Origin of the sequence: Acinetobacter sp. YH12126, assembly GCF_013418745.1 — a bacterium.
Classification (GTDB): domain Bacteria; phylum Pseudomonadota; class Gammaproteobacteria; order Pseudomonadales; family Moraxellaceae; genus Acinetobacter; species Acinetobacter amyesii.
Genome location: NZ_VPBM01000006.1, coordinates 172,394 through 194,473 on the forward strand (window position 1 = coordinate 172,394; position 22,080 = coordinate 194,473).

Here is a 22,080-nt window from a genome sequence, read left to right on the forward strand (position 1 = left end):
GTTTTGATTAGAACTATGAAAAACTCATTTTCTAGATTAAATTGTTACAAAACAAGGGAGAACACAGCGTTTTCCCTTTTTTATTCCTAATGATCTTGGAAATAATGATTTGTACGACTGACCGTGCAGACAGGGAATCTAATCGATGCATGATGATAGCTTAGCCACACATAATTCAACTGCAAAACTGGGTGCAGGGCTATCTAATCGGCATATTACAATGATCAGTATTGGTGGTGTAATTGGTGCTGGACTGTTTGTTGGATCATCTGCTGCGATTGCAAAAGCAGGGCCTGCCGCCGTTCTTGCTTATATTACTACCAGTATTTTGGTTTTTTTAATCATGCGAATGTTGGGAGAAATGGCTGTAGCTCAACCTGACACCGGCTCATTTTCAACCTATGCAAGAAAAGCCATTGGGCCTTGGGCGGGCTTTACCATCGGATGGTTATATTGGTGGTTTTGGGTTTTAGTTATTCCAATTGAAGCAATCGCTGGTGCAGAAATTCTGCATGCATGGTTTCCTTCAATATCAAGTGCTGTATTTGCGACATTCTTTATTGTGCTTCTCAGTTTAGCGAACTTTTTTAGTACTCGGAGTTTTGGTGAGTTTGAATTTTGGTTTTCTCTGATAAAAGTCTTGGCTATTGTAATTTTTATCGGCATTGGACTCACCGCCATATTGGGGTTTTGGCCCTTAGCACCTAATGTAAGTGGTGTAGAAAATCTGTTTAAAAATGATGGATTTATGCCAAATGGCCTGGGTGGTGTACTTTCAGCAATATTGATTTCAGCATTTTCATTCTTTGGTGTAGAAATACTGTCTATCGCTGCAGCAGAATCAAAAGATCCTGAACAAAAAATTAAACGTGCAACCAATTTAGTACTGTATCGGGTCATCTTATTTTTTGTGGTTTCAATTTTTATAACGGTTGCACTGGTAGATTGGCGTTCACCACAATTACAACAATTAGGCACTTTCCAATATGTCTTGGTAAGTTTAAATGTCCCTCAATCAAAATTGATTATTGATAGTGTAGTCTTTATTGCGGTTGCAAGTTGTATGAATGCTGCACTTTATAGTTCATCAAGGATGCTATTTTCATTGGGGACACGCAAAGAAGCACCTCAATGGGTCACATCAATTAATGCCTCTGGTGTGCCTGCAATTGCTGTATTTGCATCGTCTGTAGTGGGCTTAATGTGCTGTGCAGTCAATTATTTATTTCCAGGCCAAGTATTTGGATTTTTACTTTCAACCACAGGTTCAATTGCCTTATTGGTTTATTTAGTGATTGCATTTTCACAGCTTAAATTGAGAACACAAATCGAAAAAAATGGAACTGAGGTTGCATTTAAAATGTGGCTATTTCCATGGCTGACATGGGCTGTCATTATTGTGATTTTAAGTGTGCTGATCTATATGTTTTTATCTCCAGCCTACAGTTATGAGACTTCATTATCTTTAGGTGTTACGACATTGGTAGTTCTCTGCGGCATAGTGGTGACAAGAAAAGCTAAGTTGAAGAATGATTCCGAACTGAATTAAAAATAAAGGTATCGCTGATAAAAATCGTAAACGTGAACCAATGGATAATCTTTAGAATGTGCCATGTAAGGGGATTAAGGTGAATGGGTTAGGTTATATCTCTATGGCAATCCATTTTTAAGACAAATTCAAAAATTCACTTGACCTTCGACTGACTCCAAGCTTTATAATCGTTAAAATTTTCTTGATTGATGCAATATGCGTTCTGCAACATAGATAACAGTCTTAGTCGGATTGTTCATGTTCCAAAGCCTTTGGAACGTGGCAGCCGCTTTCTGTGTGCATGAAGAGCAAACCCAAGTTGTTCAAAGCTATCATTTTGGTCATCATCAAAATACCTTATGCGTCAGCAGTGAAACCAATCCACAGCATTCGTTGCATCAAGCATCTGATGAATCAAATAGCAAGCCAATCAAAAATATCGCAAGTGATCTGCAACTCGGTGAAGATTATCAACAGTATTTGCCGTCTATGACGCATTAGATTGTACAAAACCAACAATCGATTATTTTTATTGCGCACCAGGCCTTTGAATATTCGCCAAAATTTGTTTGGACGAATCTTTATCAAGCGCCTGATCTCTTACTGCAAACACCTCCTCCTGTTTATGCCCCGCTAATGGCGGGGTAGCCTAAAACATTCCCGCCACTTTTTTTTAATAAATGAGTGGGAAAAATCATGTCTTTATATTTTACGGCGTTTATACGTCTATTTTTTTTAATAAATGAGTGGGAAAAATCATGTCTTTATATTTTACGGCGTTTATACGTCTAGGCTTAGCTGTTGGTATTTCGATGGCCTTACAAAGTACTTTTGCTAAAAATGTCAGCAGTTTTGAATCTACATTTGCCAAGGTACAATACGACCAAGCACAAACAGATATTTGGCTACTGCCAGTGCTTTACCGCTGCCTTAATTCAGCTCGATCTCAATTACGGTTCATTCATTAGACAGAATGGATCGTATGGACTCAGGATTTATCAATATTTAAAATCAGCAAATCAGCAAATCAGCAAATCAGCAAATCAGCATAAGCCGATATTCACCTGCATTTTCAACAGGTGCGCGGTGCACACAAGGTAAAACTGGCTGTGTAGGATGATCCACCGCTAAACGCCATAGATGACCATTGCCTAAATTTACAGGCACAGCATTGTCTTTGAGTTGATAATGTAAATCAAAAAAATATTCCTTTAAAAAGTCATCAAACTCTGAGTCAGGGCCATCGTATAAAGCTTTGAGTTGCTCTCGTATTTCAGGAATTAAGATTTTTTGTGTGACTTGATCATTTGGCACAATATCACTAGAAGCACCATAATACGTACATAAAAAGGTATCGGTAGCGATGGGTGATCGATCAACATGAAAAGAATAAACATCGGTTGAGATGAAATCGAATTCATCATCGCGTTCATAACATTTGAGCAAATTCAGCGAGGGTGATGCACCAAATGCTGTTAATTGTTGCATGTCATTTAAAATGATTTCTCTGGCTAAATGACCTTGCGCTGAAAGCTTTAATTCCATCAGATCGTCTATAGAAACTTCAGTAATATTTTCAATCAGTTCGAGTTTTTCGACTATTTCTTTAAAGTCGCCTTGTAAGCTACGTTGCCAGCAAAGCGCATTCATTTGACCTTCAAAATGACGATGAATCAATTCAGAAAATGTAGTGACTACACCAATTTGAGGATACTGAGAAAAAGGATTGCTCATAAATAGGGATCAAATTAAATCTGAGGCGAAGATACTGCGTGCAAGGAATAGCTAGAAGGATTCAGCAGTTTCATTTTATCTTAAAACACAAACTGCTATACAAGATTATTTGAGCTTAGGTATTAATCGTTATGCTTTCTGTTTGGCTTTTTGGCGTAAGACATACAAATATAAGCTTTCTACTTTTTCACGTGCCCAAGGTGTAGTACGTAAGAATCGTAGTGATGATTTAACGCTTGGATCTATGCAAAAACATCTAATTTCAATTTTACGGCTTAAGCCCTCAAAACCGCCGTAGTAATCCAATAATTCATCCAAGATGTCAGCAAGTTTTTTGCCGTGTAAAGGGTCATTGGAGGTGCTCATCTTAGATCAATCATATTTTGGGAGACGATTATTATAACCTGAGCGAGTTGAAAATAAGAGGGTTTGAAATTGAAATGTGATTCATATTCAATATTTAACTTATTTCCGAAGCCATTTTGCAAGACTAAAATTTCTTAAAAACAAAGAAACACTCTAGATAAGATCTTGGGTATGAGATTTATAAGCGTAAAATTAATAAAAGAAGAATTAACATTCATAAAATAATTAATTTAAACAATTCATTTTTAGTTAGTCAGCCTATACTTCTTTTGACTGTTAGTATATGCAGAAATTTATAAGCATCAGTCAAGAAAAAACTCGGATTGAAAAGTCCGAGTCAAGTCTTATTTTTAATGACATCATGTGCAAGTCATTTTAAAAATCTAAACGCTAAGATTATTTCCAAACAAATGGCGATTTCTTTTGTGCATTCTCAGCTTCATCGGTTGGTTCCAGTGTAATACCTGTGCGGTCTTTAAGTACACAGATTGCAATGAAAGCAATAACAGCCATAACCGTCAGATAGGTGCTTACCAAGAAAATGCCGTTAGCTTTAGTGATTAAAGCTGCAGCAATCAGGGGAGCAAATGCACCACCAATGATTGAACCCAGTGCATAAGTAATCGAAATACCAGAGAATCGAATAGATGCAGGAAAGAGTTCAGAATAATAAACAGCTTGCACACCATAGGTGATTCCAATTCCCATAGCGAGTATTGCTAAACCAAGCATAATGTATACATATTCACCAGTGCTAACCAATGGGAATAAGAATAGTGCAGTTAAAATTTGGATGATTGAACCTAAAATATAAATAGGTTTTCGACCAAATTTATCGGACATGACTGCTGAAAGCCAAGTAAAGAATGTCCAAATGACTGCAGAAGTACAGACTAAACTCAAAATTGTTGGTCGATCTAACGCCATGCCATTTGGATTAGTAGTAAAACTTTGAATGAAACCGCCTGCTGTCATATAACCAAGTGAAGTTGTACCAGCAGTAAGAAGGGAAGCTGTTAAAATAAGTTTTTTATACTCAGAAAATAGTTCCCGTATTGGTTTTTTTGCTGTGCTTTTACGCTCTTTTAATTGTTCGAACACTGGACTTTCTTCAACTGAGCGACGAATCCAATAGCCTAAACCAAATAAAATAATACTGAGTAAAAATGGTACGCGCCATCCCCATTCTAAAAATGCGTCACCAGGAGAAACATAAGCGGTCATAATCACCAGAACAAAGGATGCAAGTAACAAACCTAGTGGTACACCTAACTGTGGAAATGAACTAAATAAGCCACGTTTTTTGGTAGGAGCGTGTTCAACAGCCATTAATACAGCTCCACCCCATTCACCACCTGCAGAAATACCTTGTAAAATACGCAATAAAATTAAAATGATCGGAGCTGCGATACCAATATTCTCATAGGTTGGAAGTAAACCAATCATGGTCGTCGTCCCACCCATCAAAAGCAAAGTCATAGCGAGTACAGCTTTACGTCCTAATTTATCGCCAAAGTAACCTGCAATAAAGGCACCAAAGGGTCTGAAAATAAAACTAATACCAATCGAGGCGAAGACTAATAGGGTTCCGAAAGCAGGTCCGGCAGGTGTAAAAAAAAGTTGGTTAAAAACTAAACCTGCAACAGCAGCATAAATAAAATAATCATACCACTCGATGGTGGTACCAACGATGGTTGCTAAAGCAATTTTCTGTGTACTCGATTGTTCGGGGATATCCATTGCAAGTTCTGGTGTATTCATTTCTATTTGCGAATTATTCATGCGAAATTCCTTTTATTCATGTCCATATAACTACCTACTTTGATTAAAATGGCAGGTTGCTTGATGCAACCAACTGTTTCTATAACCATTGTTTTGTCATTCATTTTGCAACTTCCTGTGCAAAGCTATTATTGAAATATATTTGATACATTTATTATTTATTTTAATTTTAAAAAGTATCATTAATCGAATTTAGGTTGAAATTCATTATTCGTCAATGCTATTTACAAAAAAAGATACAGATATATCTATGAAATAAAAAAAAGGAATCATATTGATTCCTTTTTTGGTTGAGTCGAAATTATACATCACGCTCGACAAGCGTTAAGATGTCATAGGTTGCCACCAATTCACCGCGTTGGTTTTTCACTTTAATGTCCCAAACCACCACGCCGTGTGGTTTTTGTTCAGGATCACGCAAGGTTTTTGGTGTTTTTTGCTTGCAGGTCAGTTCCACTTGAATGGTGTCACCAATTTTGACCGGCTCAACAAAACGTAAATTATCCATACCGTAGTTGGCAATAACAGGGCCTGCTGCGGCATCTACAAATAAACCGGCTGCTGCAGATACAATAAAGTAACCATGCGCAACGCGTTCACCAAAGAATGATTCTGCAGCGGCAATTTTATCCATATGTGCATAGAAATAGTCGCCACTCAAACCACCAAAATTAACGATATCTGCTTCGGTAATGGTGCGTCGTGCTGTTAGTAAACGCTCACCAATACGCAGTTCATCAAATGACTTTTTAAATGGATGCACGCGATCTTCAAAGACTTGTGCACCTGCTGTCCAGCGATGACCAATTTGGGTTAACACATTTGGTGAGCCTTGTAATGCTGTACGTTGCATATAATGTTTGACTGCACGTAAGCCTCCTAATTCTTCACCACCACCCGCACGCCCAGGTCCACCATGGACTAAAAGTGGTAGGGGTGAACCATGACCTGTACTTTCACGTGAACTTTCGGTATCTAGAATATGCAGGCGACCGTGCCATGGTGCAATTTTTGCGACCAAGCTTTCAATATTTTCATCCGCATTGCGCACAATGGACGCCACCAAACTGCCTTCACCTTTTGCGACTAAGGTTACCAACTCGCTTTCTGTGCTATACGGCATCAGTGTGACCACAGGGCCAAAGGCCTCAACCTGATGGACGTGTTGTGCGTCAAGTGGTTGACGGCAAAGTAAGACTGTAGGTGGATATAAGGCTGATTTTTCATGATATGCACCATTTACCGTGATATCTTGGCGTAAATGACTGCCAAAAATAATGTCAGCATCTTGTGCCAATATTTCGACTTTTTCTGCAACATCGAGCTTTTGTTTATAGCTCGCCAAAGCACCCATCGTCACACCTTCTTGGCTTGGATCACCCAACACGACTTTTTTTAGCTTCTCAATCAAACGCTGTTGCACCGTCTCTAATAAAGCCGTAGGGACAAATGCCCGGCGAATCGCGGTACATTTTTGTCCGGCTTTGGTGGTCATTTCACGGAAAATTTCACAGACAAACAAATCAATGCTTTCATCTGAGGCTTGGGTTGTTAGGATGGCACTGTTGACTGAATCGGCTTCCATACTAAATGGAATGGAATAGGCATTTAAATGCGGATGTGCACGTAATTTTTGTCCCGTTGAGGCAGAACCAGTAAATGTCACGGTGTCCTGTTCATTTAAATGTTCAAAGAGATCGTAGGTTTGACCGCAGATCAGCTGTAATGCACCTTCAGGCAAGAAACCACTTTCATGAATGGTTTTCACCACCGCATGGGTCAACTGAGCACCTTCTGTTGCTGGTTTTACAATACACGGCACACCCGCCAATAAAGTCGGTGCAATTTTTTCCAGCATGCCCCAAATCGGGAAGTTAAAGGCATTGATATGCACTGCCACGCCAGCTTTGGGACTCAGTAAATGCTTAGCACCAAATGAACCATGTTTAGACAGTTGAATGAAGTCATCTTCAATCCAAACTTTTTCATCGCTCAGCTCACGGCGGACTAAACTTGAGTAGGCAAATAATGTACCGATACCACCTTCGATATCAATCCACGCATCTTTACGTGTACAGCCCGTTGCTGCGGCAAGGGCATAGTAGTCTTCTTTACGTTCCAATAAGTACTGTGCAATTTGCTTTAATGCATTGGCACGTTGATGAAAGGTCCAATTGGCAACACTTGAACCATGCGTTTTGGCATATTGCACCACGGCTTGAGTGTCAATGCCATGACTACTGACTTGGTAAATGACTTGACCTGAAATGGCGTGAAATACTGTACGTAAGTCTGCTGATGCAACGTGTTCTTGTCCAAGAACCAATGAACTTAAGCGCAGTAAAGATTCCGATGGCTCATATTTGCCATCCACTGAAATGGTATTGTCTTGTGAATTTTGCTCAAGATCCAACATCGATATAACTCCATTTATGATACGTTGTTAATATTAAATTTATAATATGTGTTTCATAAATTGCATTCAAAAAAACAGATTGTCAATCAAATTCCTTGTTAAAAAAATTATTTTTTAGTATAAAAAAAATATTAATTAAATAAAAACAATATCTTATTAATAGATGTTAAAAATATTTATATGATACCAATAAAAATCAATTGAATTATTTTTTGTATCGTATTAATTTGAATCTAACGACACTTGGGATAAGTGAGACAACATGAACACGCAACAACAAAGATTTGATGACAACATTGTCAATAATGTATCGATTGAGCCAAAGGATTGGATGCCAGACGCTTATCGTAAAACTTTAATTCGCCAAATTGGACAACATGCACATTCTGAAGTGATTGGTATGTTGCCAGAAGGCAATTGGATTACCCGTGCGCCCACCTTAAAACGTAAAGCGGTATTACTTGCCAAAGTACAAGACGAAGCAGGTCACGCGTTATATCTCTATAGCGCAGCTGAGACCTTAGGCGCAGATCGTGACGATATGATGGATAAACTGATTGCAGGTCGCATGAAGTATTCATCAATCTTTAATTATCCAACCTTAAGTTGGGCAGATGTCGCAGCCATTGGTTGGTTGGTCGATGGCGCGGCAATTGTCAATCAGGTTGCTTTGTGCCGTACTTCGTATGGTCCTTATGCACGTGCCATGGTGCGTATTTGTAAAGAAGAAAGTTTCCATCAACGTCAAGGCTTTGAAGCCATGATGCGTTTAGCAGAAGGCACACCTGAACAAAAACAAATGGCGCAAGATGCAGTCAATCGTTTTTGGTGGCCTGCACTCATGATGTTTGGTCCAAGTGATGACAATTCACCGAACAGTGAACAAAGCATGAATTGGAAAATTAAGCTGTTTAGTAATGATGCCTTACGTCAAAAATTCGTGGATAACACCGTGCCACAAGTTTTACAGCTTGGTTTAACTGTGCCAGATCCAGACCTGAAGTGGAATGAAGAGACCGGGCATTATGAATTTGGTGAAGTGAATTGGACTGAATTCTTTAATGTGATCGCAGGTAAAGGTCCATGCAACCATGAACGTATTGAAGCACGTCGTAAAGCATGGGAAGGCGGCAAATGGGTTCGTGATGCAGCAGCAAGCTATGCCAAAAAACAACAGCAATTCAATGACACGCGCAAAATCGCATAAGTATTTAAGTCATTAATAACATACAGGGAGTTCAATCATGGATAACAAAAACAATTGGTCTTTATACGAAGTCTTCGTGCGTAGCAAACAAGGTTTAAGTCATCGCCATGTTGGGAGTTTACGTGCACCGGATGATGAAATAGCCTTACAAAATGCGCGTGACGTGTATACCCGCCGCAACGAAGGCATCAGTATTTGGGTGGTCAAATCTGAGTTAATTACTTGTTCACAACCAGATGAAAAAGCGGAGTTTTTTGAACCACATTTGGATAAGGTTTACCGTCATCCAACCTTTTACAATATTCCACACGGCATTGAGCATATGTAATTGGAGGATCACAGCATGACCAATAAAGTTTTATCCGAATTTCTATTACACATTGGTGACAGCCAACTGATTTTGTCACATCGTTTAGCAGAGTGGTGTGGGCATGCACCTGAACTTGAGCTTGATATCGCACTTGCGAATATTGGCTTGGACTTATTAGGTCAGGCACGTACTGCGCTTTCACTGGCAGGGAGTATTGAAGGTTTAGGACGTGATGAAGATCGTTTAGCGTACTTCCGAACTGAGCGTGAATATCGCAATTTACTGCTCTGTGAACAACCCAATGGCGACTTTGCACAGACCATCGTACGTCAATGGTTAATGGATCATTATCATGCCTTGTTATTTGCCGCGTTAAGCAATAGCAACAATGCCGAACTGTCTGCCTTTGCGATTAAGTCTCTCAAAGAAGTGAAATATCACCAACGTTTTTCAACAGCTTGGATGGAACGTTTAAGCCTGGGTACGCAAGAAGCGCATGACAAGGTGCAACATGGTTTAAATCAATTGTGGCGTTTTACCGAAGAGCTATTTGCACTGACCAATGATGAAAAACAATTGGTGGAAGTGGGCATTATTCCTGACTTAACAATATTGCCTGCGAAATGGTTAGAACTGATTCAATCGGAATTAACGCGTTTCGAGCTACAACTACCACAAGAGGGAGCCTACCGTAGTGGAGCCAAGCAAGGTTTGCATACTGAACATTTAGGTTATGTCCTTGCCGAGTTGCAATATTTACAACGCAGCTATCCAGAGATGGTGTGGTAATCACAGCGTTCACAGGGAGTGAGTGACATGAACCGAATTCAACACGTTGAGCAGCAATGTTGGGAGATTTTACAACAGGTGTCTGACCCAGAAATTCCGGTGTTATCGGTCTTGGATTTGGGCATGATTCGTGGTGTAGAAATCAATGCAAGCCAAGAGATTGTGGTGCGTTTGACACCAACCTATAGCGGTTGTCCTGCCACTGATTTACTCAAAGACGAAATCAAAACAGCGTTGTTGGCGCATGACATTCACCCTGTCAAAGTAGTGGTGGATTTATCTGAGGCATGGACCACGGATTGGATGAGTGAATCAGGTAAAGAAAAGCTACGTGAATACGGTATTGCACCACCACAAGGTTCATCTCATCTGTGTGGTACGCATGTGGCGCTGACGGATGGCGTGGCTTGCCCACATTGTGGCAGTGCACATACACAGCTGTTAAGTGAGTTTAGTTCTACTGCATGTAAAGCCTTATACCGCTGCAAAGACTGCTTAGAACCCTTTGATTACTTTAAATGTATTTAATCTAATGGACATCGATGTGCGCTGAACAGCACAGCAATAAAATAAAAGAAGGATTTTAACAATGAGTCAATTTATTCCCTTAACCATTAAATCAATCCAGCCGCAAACGGAAAATGCCATTTGTATTTCTTTTGCTGTGCAAGATGAACAAACCTCAGCGTTTCAATATCAACCAGGTCAACACCTGACTATTCGCCATCTCACAGAGCAAGGTGAAATTCGTCGTTGCTATTCGATTTGTAGCGATGTGCAAGAAGATATGAGTATTGCCATTAAAAAAATTGATCAAGGTCAATTTTCAACATGGGCAAATGAACACCTCAAAGTAGGGGATGTGTTAGAGGTGATGCCACCTCAAGGGGTGTTTTTCCAAAAAGCAGCAAAAGTCGGTGGACAACATTATTTAGGCTTTGCTGCAGGCAGTGGAATTACGCCAATTTTATCCATCGTGAAATCAGTGCTGAATCGTCAGCAAGATGCCACATTTACACTGGTTTATGGCAATCGTTCATGGAAACAAACCATGTTTGCTGAACAAATCATGGATCTTAAAGATCGCTTTCATCAGCGTTTGCAATTGGTGAATATTTTTTCACGTGAATTGAATGACAGCGAGATCTTTAACGGTCGTATTGATGCTGAAAAGCTGCAGCAGTTGGCCAAAGCCGGTTTGATTCGTACAGATACCGATCACTGTTTCGCCTGTGGTCCAGAAGAGATGATGACGGCCGTTGAGGAAATTTTGCCGACGCTAGGGATTGAGCGCAGCAAGATTCATACAGAACGCTTTAATACAGGTACGACTACAAAAGCATCAGCACAACAAGTTGCGCAACGTAGTGAAGAAAAGGTCAACATTATTTTAGATGGTCGTGAGTTGATCATTGAGGTATCAAAACAAGATGACAGCATCCTCGATGCCGCATTACGTGCAGGTGCAGATTTACCTTATGCCTGTAAAGGTGGGGTGTGTGCCACCTGTAAGTGTAAGGTGCTTGAAGGTGAAGTCGAAATGGCCATCAACTACAGCCTTGAAGAGGATGAAGTTGCAAGAGGTTATGTCTTGAGCTGCCAAGCCCGTCCAACCACTGCCAATGTACGCTTAAGTTTTGATGAATAACGCTGTGTGGAATGAAAGTATGGACATGCAATATCTAAAAAGTAGTTCTCCAAAAACCGGTGTGGTGCTCATTGAACTGAATCGCCCTGAAAAACGCAATGCCTTAAACAATGCCACATTGCAAGAGATCGCGGATTATCTAACAACCTTAGATACAGACCGTGAAGTGCGTGCAGTCGTGATTACAGGTCATTCACAATGCTTTGCTGCAGGTGCGGATTTGAATGAGCTTGCCCAACTTGATGTGGTCAGCATTCAACAGGATCAACGACCACAGTTGTGGAAGCGGATTGATGAGTTTTCAAAGCCTTTAATTATGGCCGTCAACGGTTATGCCTTAGGCGCAGGTTTTGAGTTGGCATTGCATGGTGACATTGTGTTGAGTGGTGAAAATGCACAATTTGCTTTACCAGAAATTGGTTTAGGCATGTTGCCCGGGGCAGGTGGAACACAGCGTTTGGCACGTCTCGTCGGTCAACAATTGTGTATGCGCTGGGCGATGACAGGTGAAATGATCAGTGCACAGACCGCATTGCAATACGGGATCAGCAGTCAAATTTTCCCAACAGCTTTAACGGTGCAATATGCCGTTGAATTGGCAGAAAAAATTGCCAAGCAAGCCCCCCTAGCGATTCGTGTGATTAAACAGTCGCTAAAAAGTATTCATGAAGTGACCCTAAGCCAGGGTTTAAAACTCGAGCGTCAACATTTTGTGTGGTTGGCAGCAACCCAAGATCGTCAGGAAGGCATTCAAGCTTTCTTAGAAAAAAGACAACCCGCATTTAGAGGTGTGTAATGGATTACCAAACAATTATTGTCGAAGAAAAAAATGCAGTCGGTTATTTAACGTTTAATCGTCCAAAGCAACTCAATAGCTTTAATGAAATCATGCATCAAGAAGTCTCAGGAGTTCTCAAAGCATGGGCAAAAAATGCTGAGATTCGTGCAGTGGTGATTTCTGCGGAAGGTCGAGGTTTTTGTGCAGGACAAGATTTAAGTGACCGCGTGGTTGATCCAAATGCCGATGCACCTGATTTAGGCCGCTCGATTGAAATGTATTATAACCCACTGATCAAACTGATTACTGAAATGCCGAAACCAGTACTGTGTGCAGTGAATGGTGTAGCAGCGGGTGCAGGTGCCAACATTGCTTTGGCGTGTGACATTGTACTGGCTGCAAAATCAGCATCCTTTATTCAAGCCTTTTGTCGTTTAGGTTTAGTTCCAGATTCGGGTGGAACATGGTTTTTGCCACGTTTGGTTGGTCGTGCACAAGCAATGGCTTTGGCTATGCTTGGCGATAAGATTCCTGCTGAGCAAGCACAACAATTGGGCATGATTTGGCAAGTGGTTGAAGACGAAAAACTGAAAGCCGAAGCCAGCAAATTGGCAGAACATTTAGCGACACAACCCACTTATGGTTTGTCATTGATTAAAAAAGCCATTCATGCTGCAGCAGCTAATAGCCTCGATGAGCAATTGATTTTAGAACGTGATTTACAGCGTTTAGCAGGGCGTAGCAGTGACTATCGTGAAGGCGTACAAGCCTTTATGCAAAAACGTACACCACAATATACAGGATGCTAAATCATGGCAGAACTTCACTTACAGCATGCCCCTGTGGCAGTGATTGGTGCCGGTACCATGGGCATCGGCATTGCACAATTGGCGGCCATGCATGGCCATCCGACCCATGTGTATGATGTCGATCCACAACGTGTAGAAAGTGCTTTTGCTGCACTAAAACAGCAATTACAAAAACGTGTAGATGCCGGAAAAATGGCGGCTGATCTCTTGCAACTGACCTTGTCCAATTTAAACGTGGCAGCGGATTTACACGAATTAGCAGACAGCCAACTGATTGTAGAAGCGATTGTAGAAAACAAAGACGTTAAACAAAAGCTATTTCAACAGCTTGCTGATATCTGCTCGCCTGAGACGATCTTTGCATCCAATACATCTTCAATCTCGATTACTGCGATTGCTGCCAATATTCCACATCCAGAACGCGTGGTTGGTTTGCATTTCTTTAACCCAGCACCAGTGATGAAGTTAGTGGAAGTGATTGCAGGCTTAAAAACAGACCCAGCAATTTCTGATGCTTTAGTCAGCTTGATGACAGCATGGAAAAAAGTGCCAGTACGTGCCAAATCCACCCCAGGGTTTATCGTCAATCGTATTGCACGTCCTTATTATGCGGAAGGATTTCGTGCCCTGCAGGAAAATGCGACCACACCTGAGCAACTTGATTTTATCATGCGTGAATGTGGAAGCTTTTCGATGGGGCCGTGTGAGCTGACCGATTTAATTGGCCAAGACATTAATTTTTCTGTCACACAGAGTGTCTATGATGCCTTTTTTGATGAACCGCGTTATCGTCCATCCTTAATTCAAAAAGAATTAGTCGATGCAGGCTGTTTCGGTCGCAAAACTCAACAGGGTTTTTATGACTATCGAACGGAACATTCTAAAAAAGTGTATCAACTCCCTGTGATTTACAGTAAATCACCTGAAAAAAATGAGGTGGTGGTCAAAGGTGATTGGTCACATTCACATGGTTTAATCGCACTATTGCAACAATCTTTACATATTAATCTGCGTATTGAAGCGGCGCCTACGGCTGAAATTCTCATTGGTGATGTGTCTTTACGTTTATCAATGGGGCAATCTGCCGAGATTGATTATGCAACACAAAAAGTGGTACTGATGGATTGGCATGGCGATTGGTCACAAGCCAAAGCCATTGCAGTTACAGCTTCACCAGCATGTACAGCGATAGATCAAAAAACGATTGAACAGTTGTTTATCGGTCTAAATATTATTCCGATTTGGTCTCAGGATCATCCAGGATTATATGTACTGCGCACTATTGCCATGTTGGTCAATGAAGGATGCGAGGCCGTTTTACATCAAATTGCGTCTGAACAAGACATTGATGCAGCCATGAAATTTGCTGTGAATTATCCTAAAGGACCATTCCAATGGGCACAAGAATTAGGATACAACATTATTTTACAGACTTTGCAAAATCTGTATCGTATTTATGGTGAAGAGCGTTATCGTCCTAATCTATATTTATTAAAAAAAGCGGCACAAGGACATGTGTCAACGCAGCAGCCATTACGCGCTGCCAGTTAAGGATAAAATGATGCAAGACGTATTTATTTTTGATGGGATTCGTACCCCAATTGGGCGCTATGCCGGTGGTTTAAGTAGTATTCGTACAGATGATTTGGCTGCATTGCCGATTCAGTATTTGAAGCAACAACATCCAAATTTGCCTTGGACGGAGGTCGATGAAGTGATTCTCGGCTGTGCCAACCAAGCGGGTGAAGACAATCGTAACGTGGCACGGATGGCAAGCTTGCTTGCCGGTTTACCTGATAGTGTACCTGCCATTACCGTGAACCGTTTATGTGCTTCAGGTCTTGATGCAGTGGGGCTTGCTTCACGTGCGATTAAATCGGGTGAAGCGCAGTTTGTATTAGCGGGTGGGGTGGAAAACATGTCACGTGCGCCCTTTGTTCAGTCTAAACCGACGAGTGCATTTAGCCGTACACCTGAAATTTTTGATACCACTATTGGTTGGCGTTTTATCAATCCGCTATTTAAAGCCAATTTTGGCGTCGACAGCATGCCTGAAACTGCTGAAAACGTGGCAGAAAAATACAATATCAGCCGTGCCGATCAAGACCAATTTGCCTACAACAGTCAGCAAAAAGTCGCAAAAGCACAGGCTGAAGATCGCTTTGAGCGTGAGATTCTACCAGTCGAGATTAAAAGCAAAAAAGGTGTAGTGCGTGTTGCTCTAGATGAACATCCACGTGCAGAAACCACACTAGAGGCTTTAAATGCACTTAAAGCACCATTTCGTAAAGAAGGAGGTTCAGTCACAGCAGGCAATGCATCAGGTGTCAATGATGGTGCTGCATGTTTACTCTTAGGTAATAACGCCTTTGCTGAGCAGCATGGTTTAACTCCCCAAGTGAAAGTTTTAGGGATTGCAAGTGCCGGTGTAGAAGCACGTTATATGGGTATTGGGCCTGTACCTGCAGTGCGTAAAGTTTTAGCACAAACGGGCTTAACTTTAGAGCAAATGGATGTGATTGAACTCAATGAAGCCTTTGCAGCACAAGCTTTAGCTGTGATTCGTGAACTGGGTTTAGCGGATGATGATGCACGTATCAATCCAAATGGTGGTGCCATTGCTTTGGGCCATCCACTTGGCATGAGTGGTACACGTTTAGTCCTTACCGCAATGCATCAACTCAAAATTCAACAAGGGAAATATGCGCTTTGCACCATGTGTGTGGGCGTTGGGCAAGGTGTTGCCTTAATACTCGAAAATATCAATTCAGGACGTAATTGATTGACATAAAACAAGCTGTCGCGATGACTGCGTAAGGAGTAAGACAATGAATAAAAATGCAATGGAACACATCGAAACCGCATCTGTAGATGAATTACGTCAACTGCAAGTTGAGCGTTTAAAAAAGACGCTCAATCATGCTTATCATAACAGCACGGTGTATAAGCAAAAGTTTGATGAAGCAGGTGTACATCCGGATGATTTTAAACATCTTGAGGACTTAGCAAAATTTCCTTTTACCACCAAAAAAGATTTACGTGACAATTATCCATTTGGCATGTTTGCGGTGCCTCAAGAGCAAATTGTGCGCGTACATGCTTCATCGGGAACCACAGGTCAACCGACGGTGGTTGGCTATACCCAACATGACATCAATATCTGGTCGGACGTAGTCGCACGATCGCTGCGTGCTGCAGGGCTAAGCAGTAAAGACACCATTCAAGTGTCGTATGGTTATGGTTTATTTACCGGTGGCTTAGGTGCACATTATGGCGTAGAGCGTTTGGGTGCTACTGTCATTCCAATGTCAGGCGGGCAAACAGACAAACAAGCGCAGTTAATTCACGATTTTAAACCAACAGCACTCATGGTGACACCATCGTATTGCTTGAATATCATTGAAGCTCTTGAGAAAAAGTTTGGTTCAGCCAAAGACTGCTCTATTAAAACTGGTGTATTTGGTGCTGAACCTTGGACCAATGAAATGCGTAAAGAAATTGAAGCGCGTTTAGGTATTGATGCCTTAGACATTTATGGCTTATCTGAAGTCATGGGTCCTGGGGTAGCAATGGAATGTTTAGAATCCAAAGATGGTCCAACCATTTGGGAAGATCATTTCTATCCAGAAATTATCAATCCTGAAACGGGTGAAGTGGTGCAAGATGGTGAACTGGGTGAATTGGTTTTTACTACCATCACCAAAGAAGGCATGCCGGTGATTCGTTATCGTACCCGTGATCTGACGCGTTTACTGCCAGGCACAGCACGTACCATGCGTCGTATGGATAAAATTGTAGGTCGCAGTGATGACATGATGATTATTCGTGGTGTGAATGTGTTCCCATCACAAATTGAAGAGCAAATTTTGCAAATTCCACAATTAATTGCGAATTATCAGATTCATATTTGTAAGCAAGGACACTTGGATTCATTGCATATTCGCACTGAAATGCGTCAAGATAGCAGTCCTCAATTGGCGACGCGGCTTGCAAACCAATTGAAATCACAAATTAAAACTATGGTGGGGATTAGTGTGAGTGTTGAAGTGCTGAATGAAGGGAGTTTACCTCGCTCTGAAGGCAAAGCGCAGCGCGTGTTTGATATTCGACAATCCGCTTAAATGAACATGCCTGATGACTAGGCTCATCAGGCAATTCACAGGTAAATGAAAACGCAATGAATCCTAAATTAAAACAAATTATTGATGAGTTTATTCAACGTGAAGCGCTCAGTGGGACTTCATTGGTCATGACCATTTTTGGTGATAGCATTTATCACCGTGGCGGTGTCATCAGTCTTGCGAGCTTAATTCAGCTAATGGACGTATTTGGCTTGAATGAACGTTCAGTGCGTACGGCGGTCTTTCGTTTGGTACAAAATGGCTGGCTCAGTTCAGAGAAAATTGGGCGCACCAGTTATTACCGTATTACGGAAAGTAGTCGTCAGCGTTTTATCATGGCTGATCAGAAAATTTATGGCTTTAGTCATAAAGATTGGGATAAAAAGTGGGACTTGGTGCTCCTTAGCTCAGTTGAACTTGAAAATAAATTGGTCTTAAAGAAAGAGCTTGAATGGTTAGGTTTTGCCAATATCGCGACCAATGTCATGGCATATCCGGGCTGTGATCAACAAAAGCTGCAAAATTTATTACTCAGTCATCAAATGACCGATCAAGTGGTGGTGTTTCGTGCCGAAACCCTAGAACTTTGGCAAGAATCTTATCCTACGATTAAACGTATGGTGGTTGTGAATTGGCCCATTCAAGAATTACATCAACGCTATGAAAAATTCATTAGTGATTTTCGTGAGTTTTTCTATTTTGTCGAGCAAGATGAAGAAATAGATGCCGTCCAAGCCTTTCAAATTCGTATCTTATTGATTCATCAGTTCCGTCGTATTTTACTTAAAGATCCAAATTTACCATTTGAGTTGTTACCGACGGACTGGCTGTCGTTAATTGCACGTAATTTAAGTACCAATTTGTATCAGGCGGTATTTATGGCAGGCGATGAGTTTTTCTTAAATGTTGCACGTACGGCTGAAGGCAGTATGCCGCCCGCACACCCACAGTTCTATAAACGTTTTGGTGGTTTAAAACAGCCAGATTTGAGCTATTAAGTTAGCGTCTAATTTAAAATTAACAATAAGGATAGAACAATGCCGTGCTATGCCATTGATGGCGTGATTCCTGTGGTCGATCCTCAGGCTTATGTACACCCAAACGCCGTGTTGATTGGCGATGTGATTATTGAGGCAGGGGTTTATATTGGACCTTTTGCTGCCTTACGTGCTGACTTTGGCCGTATTCATATTCAAAAAAATGCCAATGTTCAAGACTCTTGTACCATTCATGGGTTTCCAAACAGTGTGACTTTAGTGGAAGAGTATGGTCATGTGGGGCATGGTGCTATTTTGCATGGCTGTGTGGTACGCAAGAATGCCCTCATTGGCATGAATAGCGTAATTCTCGATGAAGCTGTGATTGGGGATAATGTGATTGTAGGTGCGAACAGTACAGTTAAGGCAAAAGCAGAGATTCCTAATAATATGCTGGTATTGGGCAGTCCTGCACGGGTGGTGAGAGCCTTAACCGATCAAGAAATTGCTTGGAAACGTCATGGTACGGCGCAGTACATTGAGTTAACCGAGCGTTGTCTCAACAGTCTGCAAGTGGTAGAACCTTTACCCCATGACACAGCGGAACGTTTAACCTATAAAAATTTTCAGGCAGATCATGTCTTAAAGCAACAGATATAAGCTCTTCACATATTCAATTCATCTGTCCAAACGTCTCTTGCATGTTGTAAATGCCCGCTTTTGATATACAGCGTTGCACCTAATTCGGTGGCGTTTAGATCAATATCATAATCTGAAGGGAAGCGCATCTAGGTTCCCATAGGATATACATGGTGTGCTGAGCTAAGCGCACCTGTAAGGATAAAAATTTCAATGCCATGTTCAGCACTTTCAGCCATGCATTGATTGGATTTTAATTTTTCCAAAAAAGTCTGTTCAATATTTGATTTAAATAAGGAGCAGATTTTTCGACCTTGCTGAATGTGCCAATGCTTTGGGTGATGAGTATTGATGCGTGTTGGAGTCACTTCATGTTCTGTCATTTGCATGAGTTTGACAAAAATTTGGCAACCCATTTCACTCGATACCCGATGGCTAGATTGATGTGGATTACGCATATACCATCCTGCAAGATAGTGTTGATCCTCATTTTCAGTAAATGTTCCAGTTAAAACCAAAACTTCTTCACCAAGTGGATGCGAATGTTCAGGAAATTGAGATTTTGCAGTAAACTCTACAATACTCGTGGCACGTGCCTTTTCTGCACCAATTCGGTCAAGCATCATACGATTGACTTCACCACCTGGAGATTTAACCCATTAGTATTTTTGCGGAGTTATGATAATTAGTTTTGAAAAATCAGCATGAAGATGCATAACACAATACACGTTTGTAAATTTAAAGAGAAAATAAGTGTAACTTTTTCAACAACACTATACGAGTTTAAACACTATGTCAGTAGTTGAATTATCAAGTGAATTGCAGTGCAACGGACTGAAATGGGAAGGAGGGATGTCGGTTGCATGTAAAGGTGGGGAGGCAGGTCCGAGTGATCACAAGGGGCTCAGTACAAGGAGATACTAAGACAATTCATGGTTCAATTTAGCGGTTCAAAAGTATCCTTACACCGCGTAGCAAGATCAGCATTGTAATTATCTATAAACAAAATACCTGTTGCGACTTTAACTGCTCCACAGCGCCCAAAATTTTATAATTTCAAGCCGAAGACGGAATTTCGTACGAGAAGATTGCGACTTTACATAGTCATGATGTGATATGGACTTACGTTAATTTTCTTTAGAAGGCATGCAGTTGCTTGGTTGTTTTGGTGATTTTAAAGATGGCTATTATTTACTTTTAAAACGTTATCAAATTTTTCAAATATGCTGAGAGGATTGCTTGGCGTTAATATGACACATAACAAGATGACTCTGGGAAAATAGGGTCATTTTCGATGTACTATAGTAAATCCTAAGAAAAACGTCATGTGACAATTTTTTGGAATCAAAGCATTAAACAAGTGATCAATGTGAGAAAATAAGAATAGTTTTTGTGCCAATTAAAGAATCAGAGAATTACGTAAGCCAGACAATAGGTCAGTATCATGTTTAGGTTTGCATAATACCTTAATTAACTTATGTTTACCTAAAGTCAAGTTCATAAATAAATTTTAAATATAGTTTTTATTATTCAATATGTTATATATTTTTTAGTCAAAATATCAAACCTTATGTTCATGAAGCTAGTTATAAAAATTCTTTTTAAAAACCAAAATTCACAAAAAGTTCAGAATTTACTCAATCCTCCTTAAAAAAATGGATTTGAAAATTCAAGAATAATTTTTGATCTGATAATTTATAATTATAATTTTGGTTATTAGAATCATGTTATTATTCAATTTTATGTGAATAAGAGTGCTTCTAAGAAGTTTAAACTATGCAACTGAAAGCTATAGATTTATTTGCCGGCGCGGGAGGATTTACATTAGGTGCTTATGAAGCTGGTGTCGATGTAGTTGCTGCTATTGAGTTAGATAAATCTGCATCTAATACGTATAGGCTAAATTTCATTGAAGAAAAAAAAATTGGGGTGAAATTAATTAACGATGACATCAACCAAGTTAATTTATCTAAATTAAGAGAAGACCTGAATTTACAAATTGGGGAATTAGACCTAATCTTAGGTGGCCCTCCATGCCAAGGCTTTTCAACACATAGAATTAAGGATTCAGGAGTAGATGATCCTCGTAATTCATTACTATTAAGATATTTTGAAGTTGTACATGAATTTCGTCCAAAATCATTCTTGGTTGAAAATGTTTCAGGTCTTTTATGGAAAAGACATGCAGAATATTTAGAAAAATTTTTAATGCTTGCAAAATCTGAAGGCTATGAAATTAAATTTTGTAATATTTTAAATGCTAAAGATTATGGCATTCCCCAAAATCGAAAACGTGTATTCATTTATGGGGTCAGAATAGATCTCTCTCATCCTAATATCTTTTTCCCTCCAAAACCCACACATTTTTCACCTAACTCCGGTATGTTGCCTACTTGGAAAACTGCATCATCAGTTTTTGAACCGATGCCAGAAGATATTGCTAAAAGATACATTCATGAATACTTTATTCCCAAGTTAAAAGTTTCTAAATTACAAGCTTATGAAATTCTAAACAGTCTTGAGTTTGGTAAAGCGTTACAGGAAAATGATCCTTGTAATATCCATATGCAACCAAGCGCCAAAATGATAGAGCGGTTTGCTGATACTAAGTTGAATGGGAGTAGAGAAGATGCTGGTGAAAAACACAGATTAAAGTGCCATTCAAATGGATATGAAGGTCATAAAGATGTATATGGTCGTATAATTATTGATCAACCGAGTAATACTATTACAACAGGTTGTAACAATCCATCTAAAGGTAGATTTGTTCATCCTTGGTTAAATCATGGCATAACATTAAGACACGCAGCTAGATTACAGTCATTTCCAGATAATTTTATTTTTTGTGGTTCTGCAACGAATCAAGCAAAGCAAATTGGTAATGCTGTTCCGCCAAAATTAAGTACTATTTTAATTAAACAGATTTGCTTAAATTTAAAAAATACAAATTAAAGCAAGAATCGCATTAACGAG

At 40.2% G+C, this 22,080-nt stretch carries 20 protein-coding genes and 1 pseudogene; 16 read left to right on the forward strand and 5 right to left on the reverse strand.

Features of this window, described 5'->3' with window-relative positions; translation table 11 throughout:
• Positions 1–145: 145 nt before the first annotated feature.
• The 3 genes from FTU62_RS05565 (at position 146) to FTU62_RS05575 (ending at position 2,499) form a co-directional block, all read left to right on the forward strand.
• The gene (locus FTU62_RS05565) at positions 146–1,549 is read left to right on the forward strand and encodes an amino acid permease (protein WP_180035198.1); all 1,404 of its coding nucleotides are present in this window, start codon (positions 146–148) and stop codon (positions 1,547–1,549) included.
• A gap of 240 nt (positions 1,550–1,789) precedes the next feature.
• Entirely contained in the window at positions 1,790–2,032 is a 243-nt protein-coding gene (locus FTU62_RS17375) for a hypothetical protein (RefSeq protein WP_257223068.1), read from the forward strand.
• 257 nt (positions 2,033–2,289) lie between these two features.
• On the forward strand, positions 2,290–2,499 hold the full coding sequence (locus FTU62_RS05575) for a hypothetical protein (protein ID WP_180102097.1): 210 nt from the start codon (positions 2,290–2,292) through the stop codon (positions 2,497–2,499).
• A gap of 67 nt (positions 2,500–2,566) precedes the next feature.
• On the opposite strand, the gene FTU62_RS05580 is transcribed toward FTU62_RS05575, so the two are convergent.
• From FTU62_RS05580 to paaZ, 4 genes are all read right to left on the reverse strand, one after another.
• Positions 2,567–3,265 carry a DUF1826 domain-containing protein gene (locus FTU62_RS05580; protein ID WP_180102098.1) on the reverse strand — a complete coding sequence of 233 codons (699 nt, stop codon included), beginning with the start codon at positions 3,263–3,265 and terminating at the stop codon, positions 2,567–2,569.
• A 129-nt stretch (positions 3,266–3,394) separates the two neighbouring features.
• Complete coding sequence (locus tag FTU62_RS05585; RefSeq protein WP_078193741.1) at positions 3,395–3,631, reverse strand: VF530 family DNA-binding protein; 237 nt, start codon at positions 3,629–3,631, stop codon at positions 3,395–3,397.
• A gap of 396 nt (positions 3,632–4,027) precedes the next feature.
• A complete protein-coding gene (locus FTU62_RS05590; protein WP_180102099.1) occupies positions 4,028–5,413 on the reverse strand; it encodes an MFS transporter in 1,386 nt (461 codons plus the stop codon).
• Between the two features lie 301 nt (positions 5,414–5,714).
• Complete coding sequence (paaZ, locus tag FTU62_RS05595; protein ID WP_180102100.1) at positions 5,715–7,829, reverse strand: phenylacetic acid degradation bifunctional protein PaaZ; 2,115 nt, start codon at positions 7,827–7,829, stop codon at positions 5,715–5,717.
• A 262-nt stretch (positions 7,830–8,091) separates the two neighbouring features.
• Here paaZ and paaA point away from each other — a divergent pair, with 262 nt between their 5' ends.
• The 12 genes from paaA (at position 8,092) to FTU62_RS05655 (ending at position 19,128) form a co-directional block, all read left to right on the forward strand.
• On the forward strand, positions 8,092–9,036 hold the full coding sequence (gene paaA / locus FTU62_RS05600; protein WP_111884663.1) for a 1,2-phenylacetyl-CoA epoxidase subunit PaaA: 945 nt from the start codon (positions 8,092–8,094) through the stop codon (positions 9,034–9,036).
• 37 nt (positions 9,037–9,073) lie between these two features.
• Positions 9,074–9,364: a 1,2-phenylacetyl-CoA epoxidase subunit PaaB gene (gene paaB, locus FTU62_RS05605; RefSeq protein WP_078193737.1), complete on the forward strand. Its 291-nt coding sequence runs from the start codon at positions 9,074–9,076 to the stop codon at positions 9,362–9,364.
• A 15-nt stretch (positions 9,365–9,379) separates the two neighbouring features.
• Positions 9,380–10,135, forward strand: coding sequence for a 1,2-phenylacetyl-CoA epoxidase subunit PaaC (gene paaC, locus FTU62_RS05610; protein ID WP_180035204.1), 756 nt, complete (start codon positions 9,380–9,382; stop codon positions 10,133–10,135).
• A gap of 27 nt (positions 10,136–10,162) precedes the next feature.
• Entirely contained in the window at positions 10,163–10,663 is a 501-nt protein-coding gene (gene paaD / locus FTU62_RS05615) for a 1,2-phenylacetyl-CoA epoxidase subunit PaaD (protein ID WP_180102101.1), read from the forward strand.
• A gap of 61 nt (positions 10,664–10,724) precedes the next feature.
• Positions 10,725–11,783 carry a 1,2-phenylacetyl-CoA epoxidase subunit PaaE gene (paaE, locus tag FTU62_RS05620; protein WP_180102102.1) on the forward strand — a complete coding sequence of 353 codons (1,059 nt, stop codon included), beginning with the start codon at positions 10,725–10,727 and terminating at the stop codon, positions 11,781–11,783.
• Positions 11,784–11,808: 25 nt separating this feature from the next.
• Positions 11,809–12,579, forward strand: a complete 771-nt coding sequence (locus tag FTU62_RS05625) for an enoyl-CoA hydratase-related protein (protein ID WP_180102144.1) — start codon at positions 11,809–11,811, stop codon at positions 12,577–12,579.
• Positions 12,579–13,370 carry a 2-(1,2-epoxy-1,2-dihydrophenyl)acetyl-CoA isomerase PaaG gene (paaG, locus tag FTU62_RS05630; protein ID WP_180084975.1) on the forward strand — a complete coding sequence of 264 codons (792 nt, stop codon included), beginning with the start codon at positions 12,579–12,581 and terminating at the stop codon, positions 13,368–13,370. Before FTU62_RS05625 ends, paaG begins: the two co-directional genes overlap by 1 nt.
• Before the next feature lie 3 nt (positions 13,371–13,373).
• Positions 13,374–14,921, forward strand: a complete 1,548-nt coding sequence (locus FTU62_RS05635; RefSeq protein WP_180102103.1) for a 3-hydroxyacyl-CoA dehydrogenase — start codon at positions 13,374–13,376, stop codon at positions 14,919–14,921.
• A gap of 10 nt (positions 14,922–14,931) precedes the next feature.
• Entirely contained in the window at positions 14,932–16,152 is a 1,221-nt protein-coding gene (gene pcaF, locus FTU62_RS05640) for a 3-oxoadipyl-CoA thiolase (protein WP_180102104.1), read from the forward strand.
• 46 nt (positions 16,153–16,198) lie between these two features.
• Complete coding sequence (gene paaK / locus FTU62_RS05645; RefSeq protein ID WP_180102105.1) at positions 16,199–17,491, forward strand: phenylacetate--CoA ligase PaaK; 1,293 nt, start codon at positions 16,199–16,201, stop codon at positions 17,489–17,491.
• Between the two features lie 56 nt (positions 17,492–17,547).
• Positions 17,548–18,489: a PaaX family transcriptional regulator C-terminal domain-containing protein gene (locus FTU62_RS05650; protein ID WP_111884656.1), complete on the forward strand. Its 942-nt coding sequence runs from the start codon at positions 17,548–17,550 to the stop codon at positions 18,487–18,489.
• Positions 18,490–18,528: 39 nt separating this feature from the next.
• Entirely contained in the window at positions 18,529–19,128 is a 600-nt protein-coding gene (locus FTU62_RS05655; protein ID WP_180102106.1) for a gamma carbonic anhydrase family protein, read from the forward strand.
• A 5-nt stretch (positions 19,129–19,133) separates the two neighbouring features.
• Here the strand turns inward: FTU62_RS05655 and FTU62_RS05660 are convergent.
• A pseudogene (locus FTU62_RS05660) lies at positions 19,134–19,823 on the reverse strand (cupin domain-containing protein).
• A 1,060-nt stretch (positions 19,824–20,883) separates the two neighbouring features.
• Between FTU62_RS05660 and FTU62_RS05665 the strand changes: the two are divergent.
• On the forward strand, positions 20,884–22,059 hold the full coding sequence (locus tag FTU62_RS05665) for a DNA cytosine methyltransferase (protein ID WP_180102107.1): 1,176 nt from the start codon (positions 20,884–20,886) through the stop codon (positions 22,057–22,059).
• The last annotated feature ends 21 nt before the right edge of the window (positions 22,060–22,080 follow it).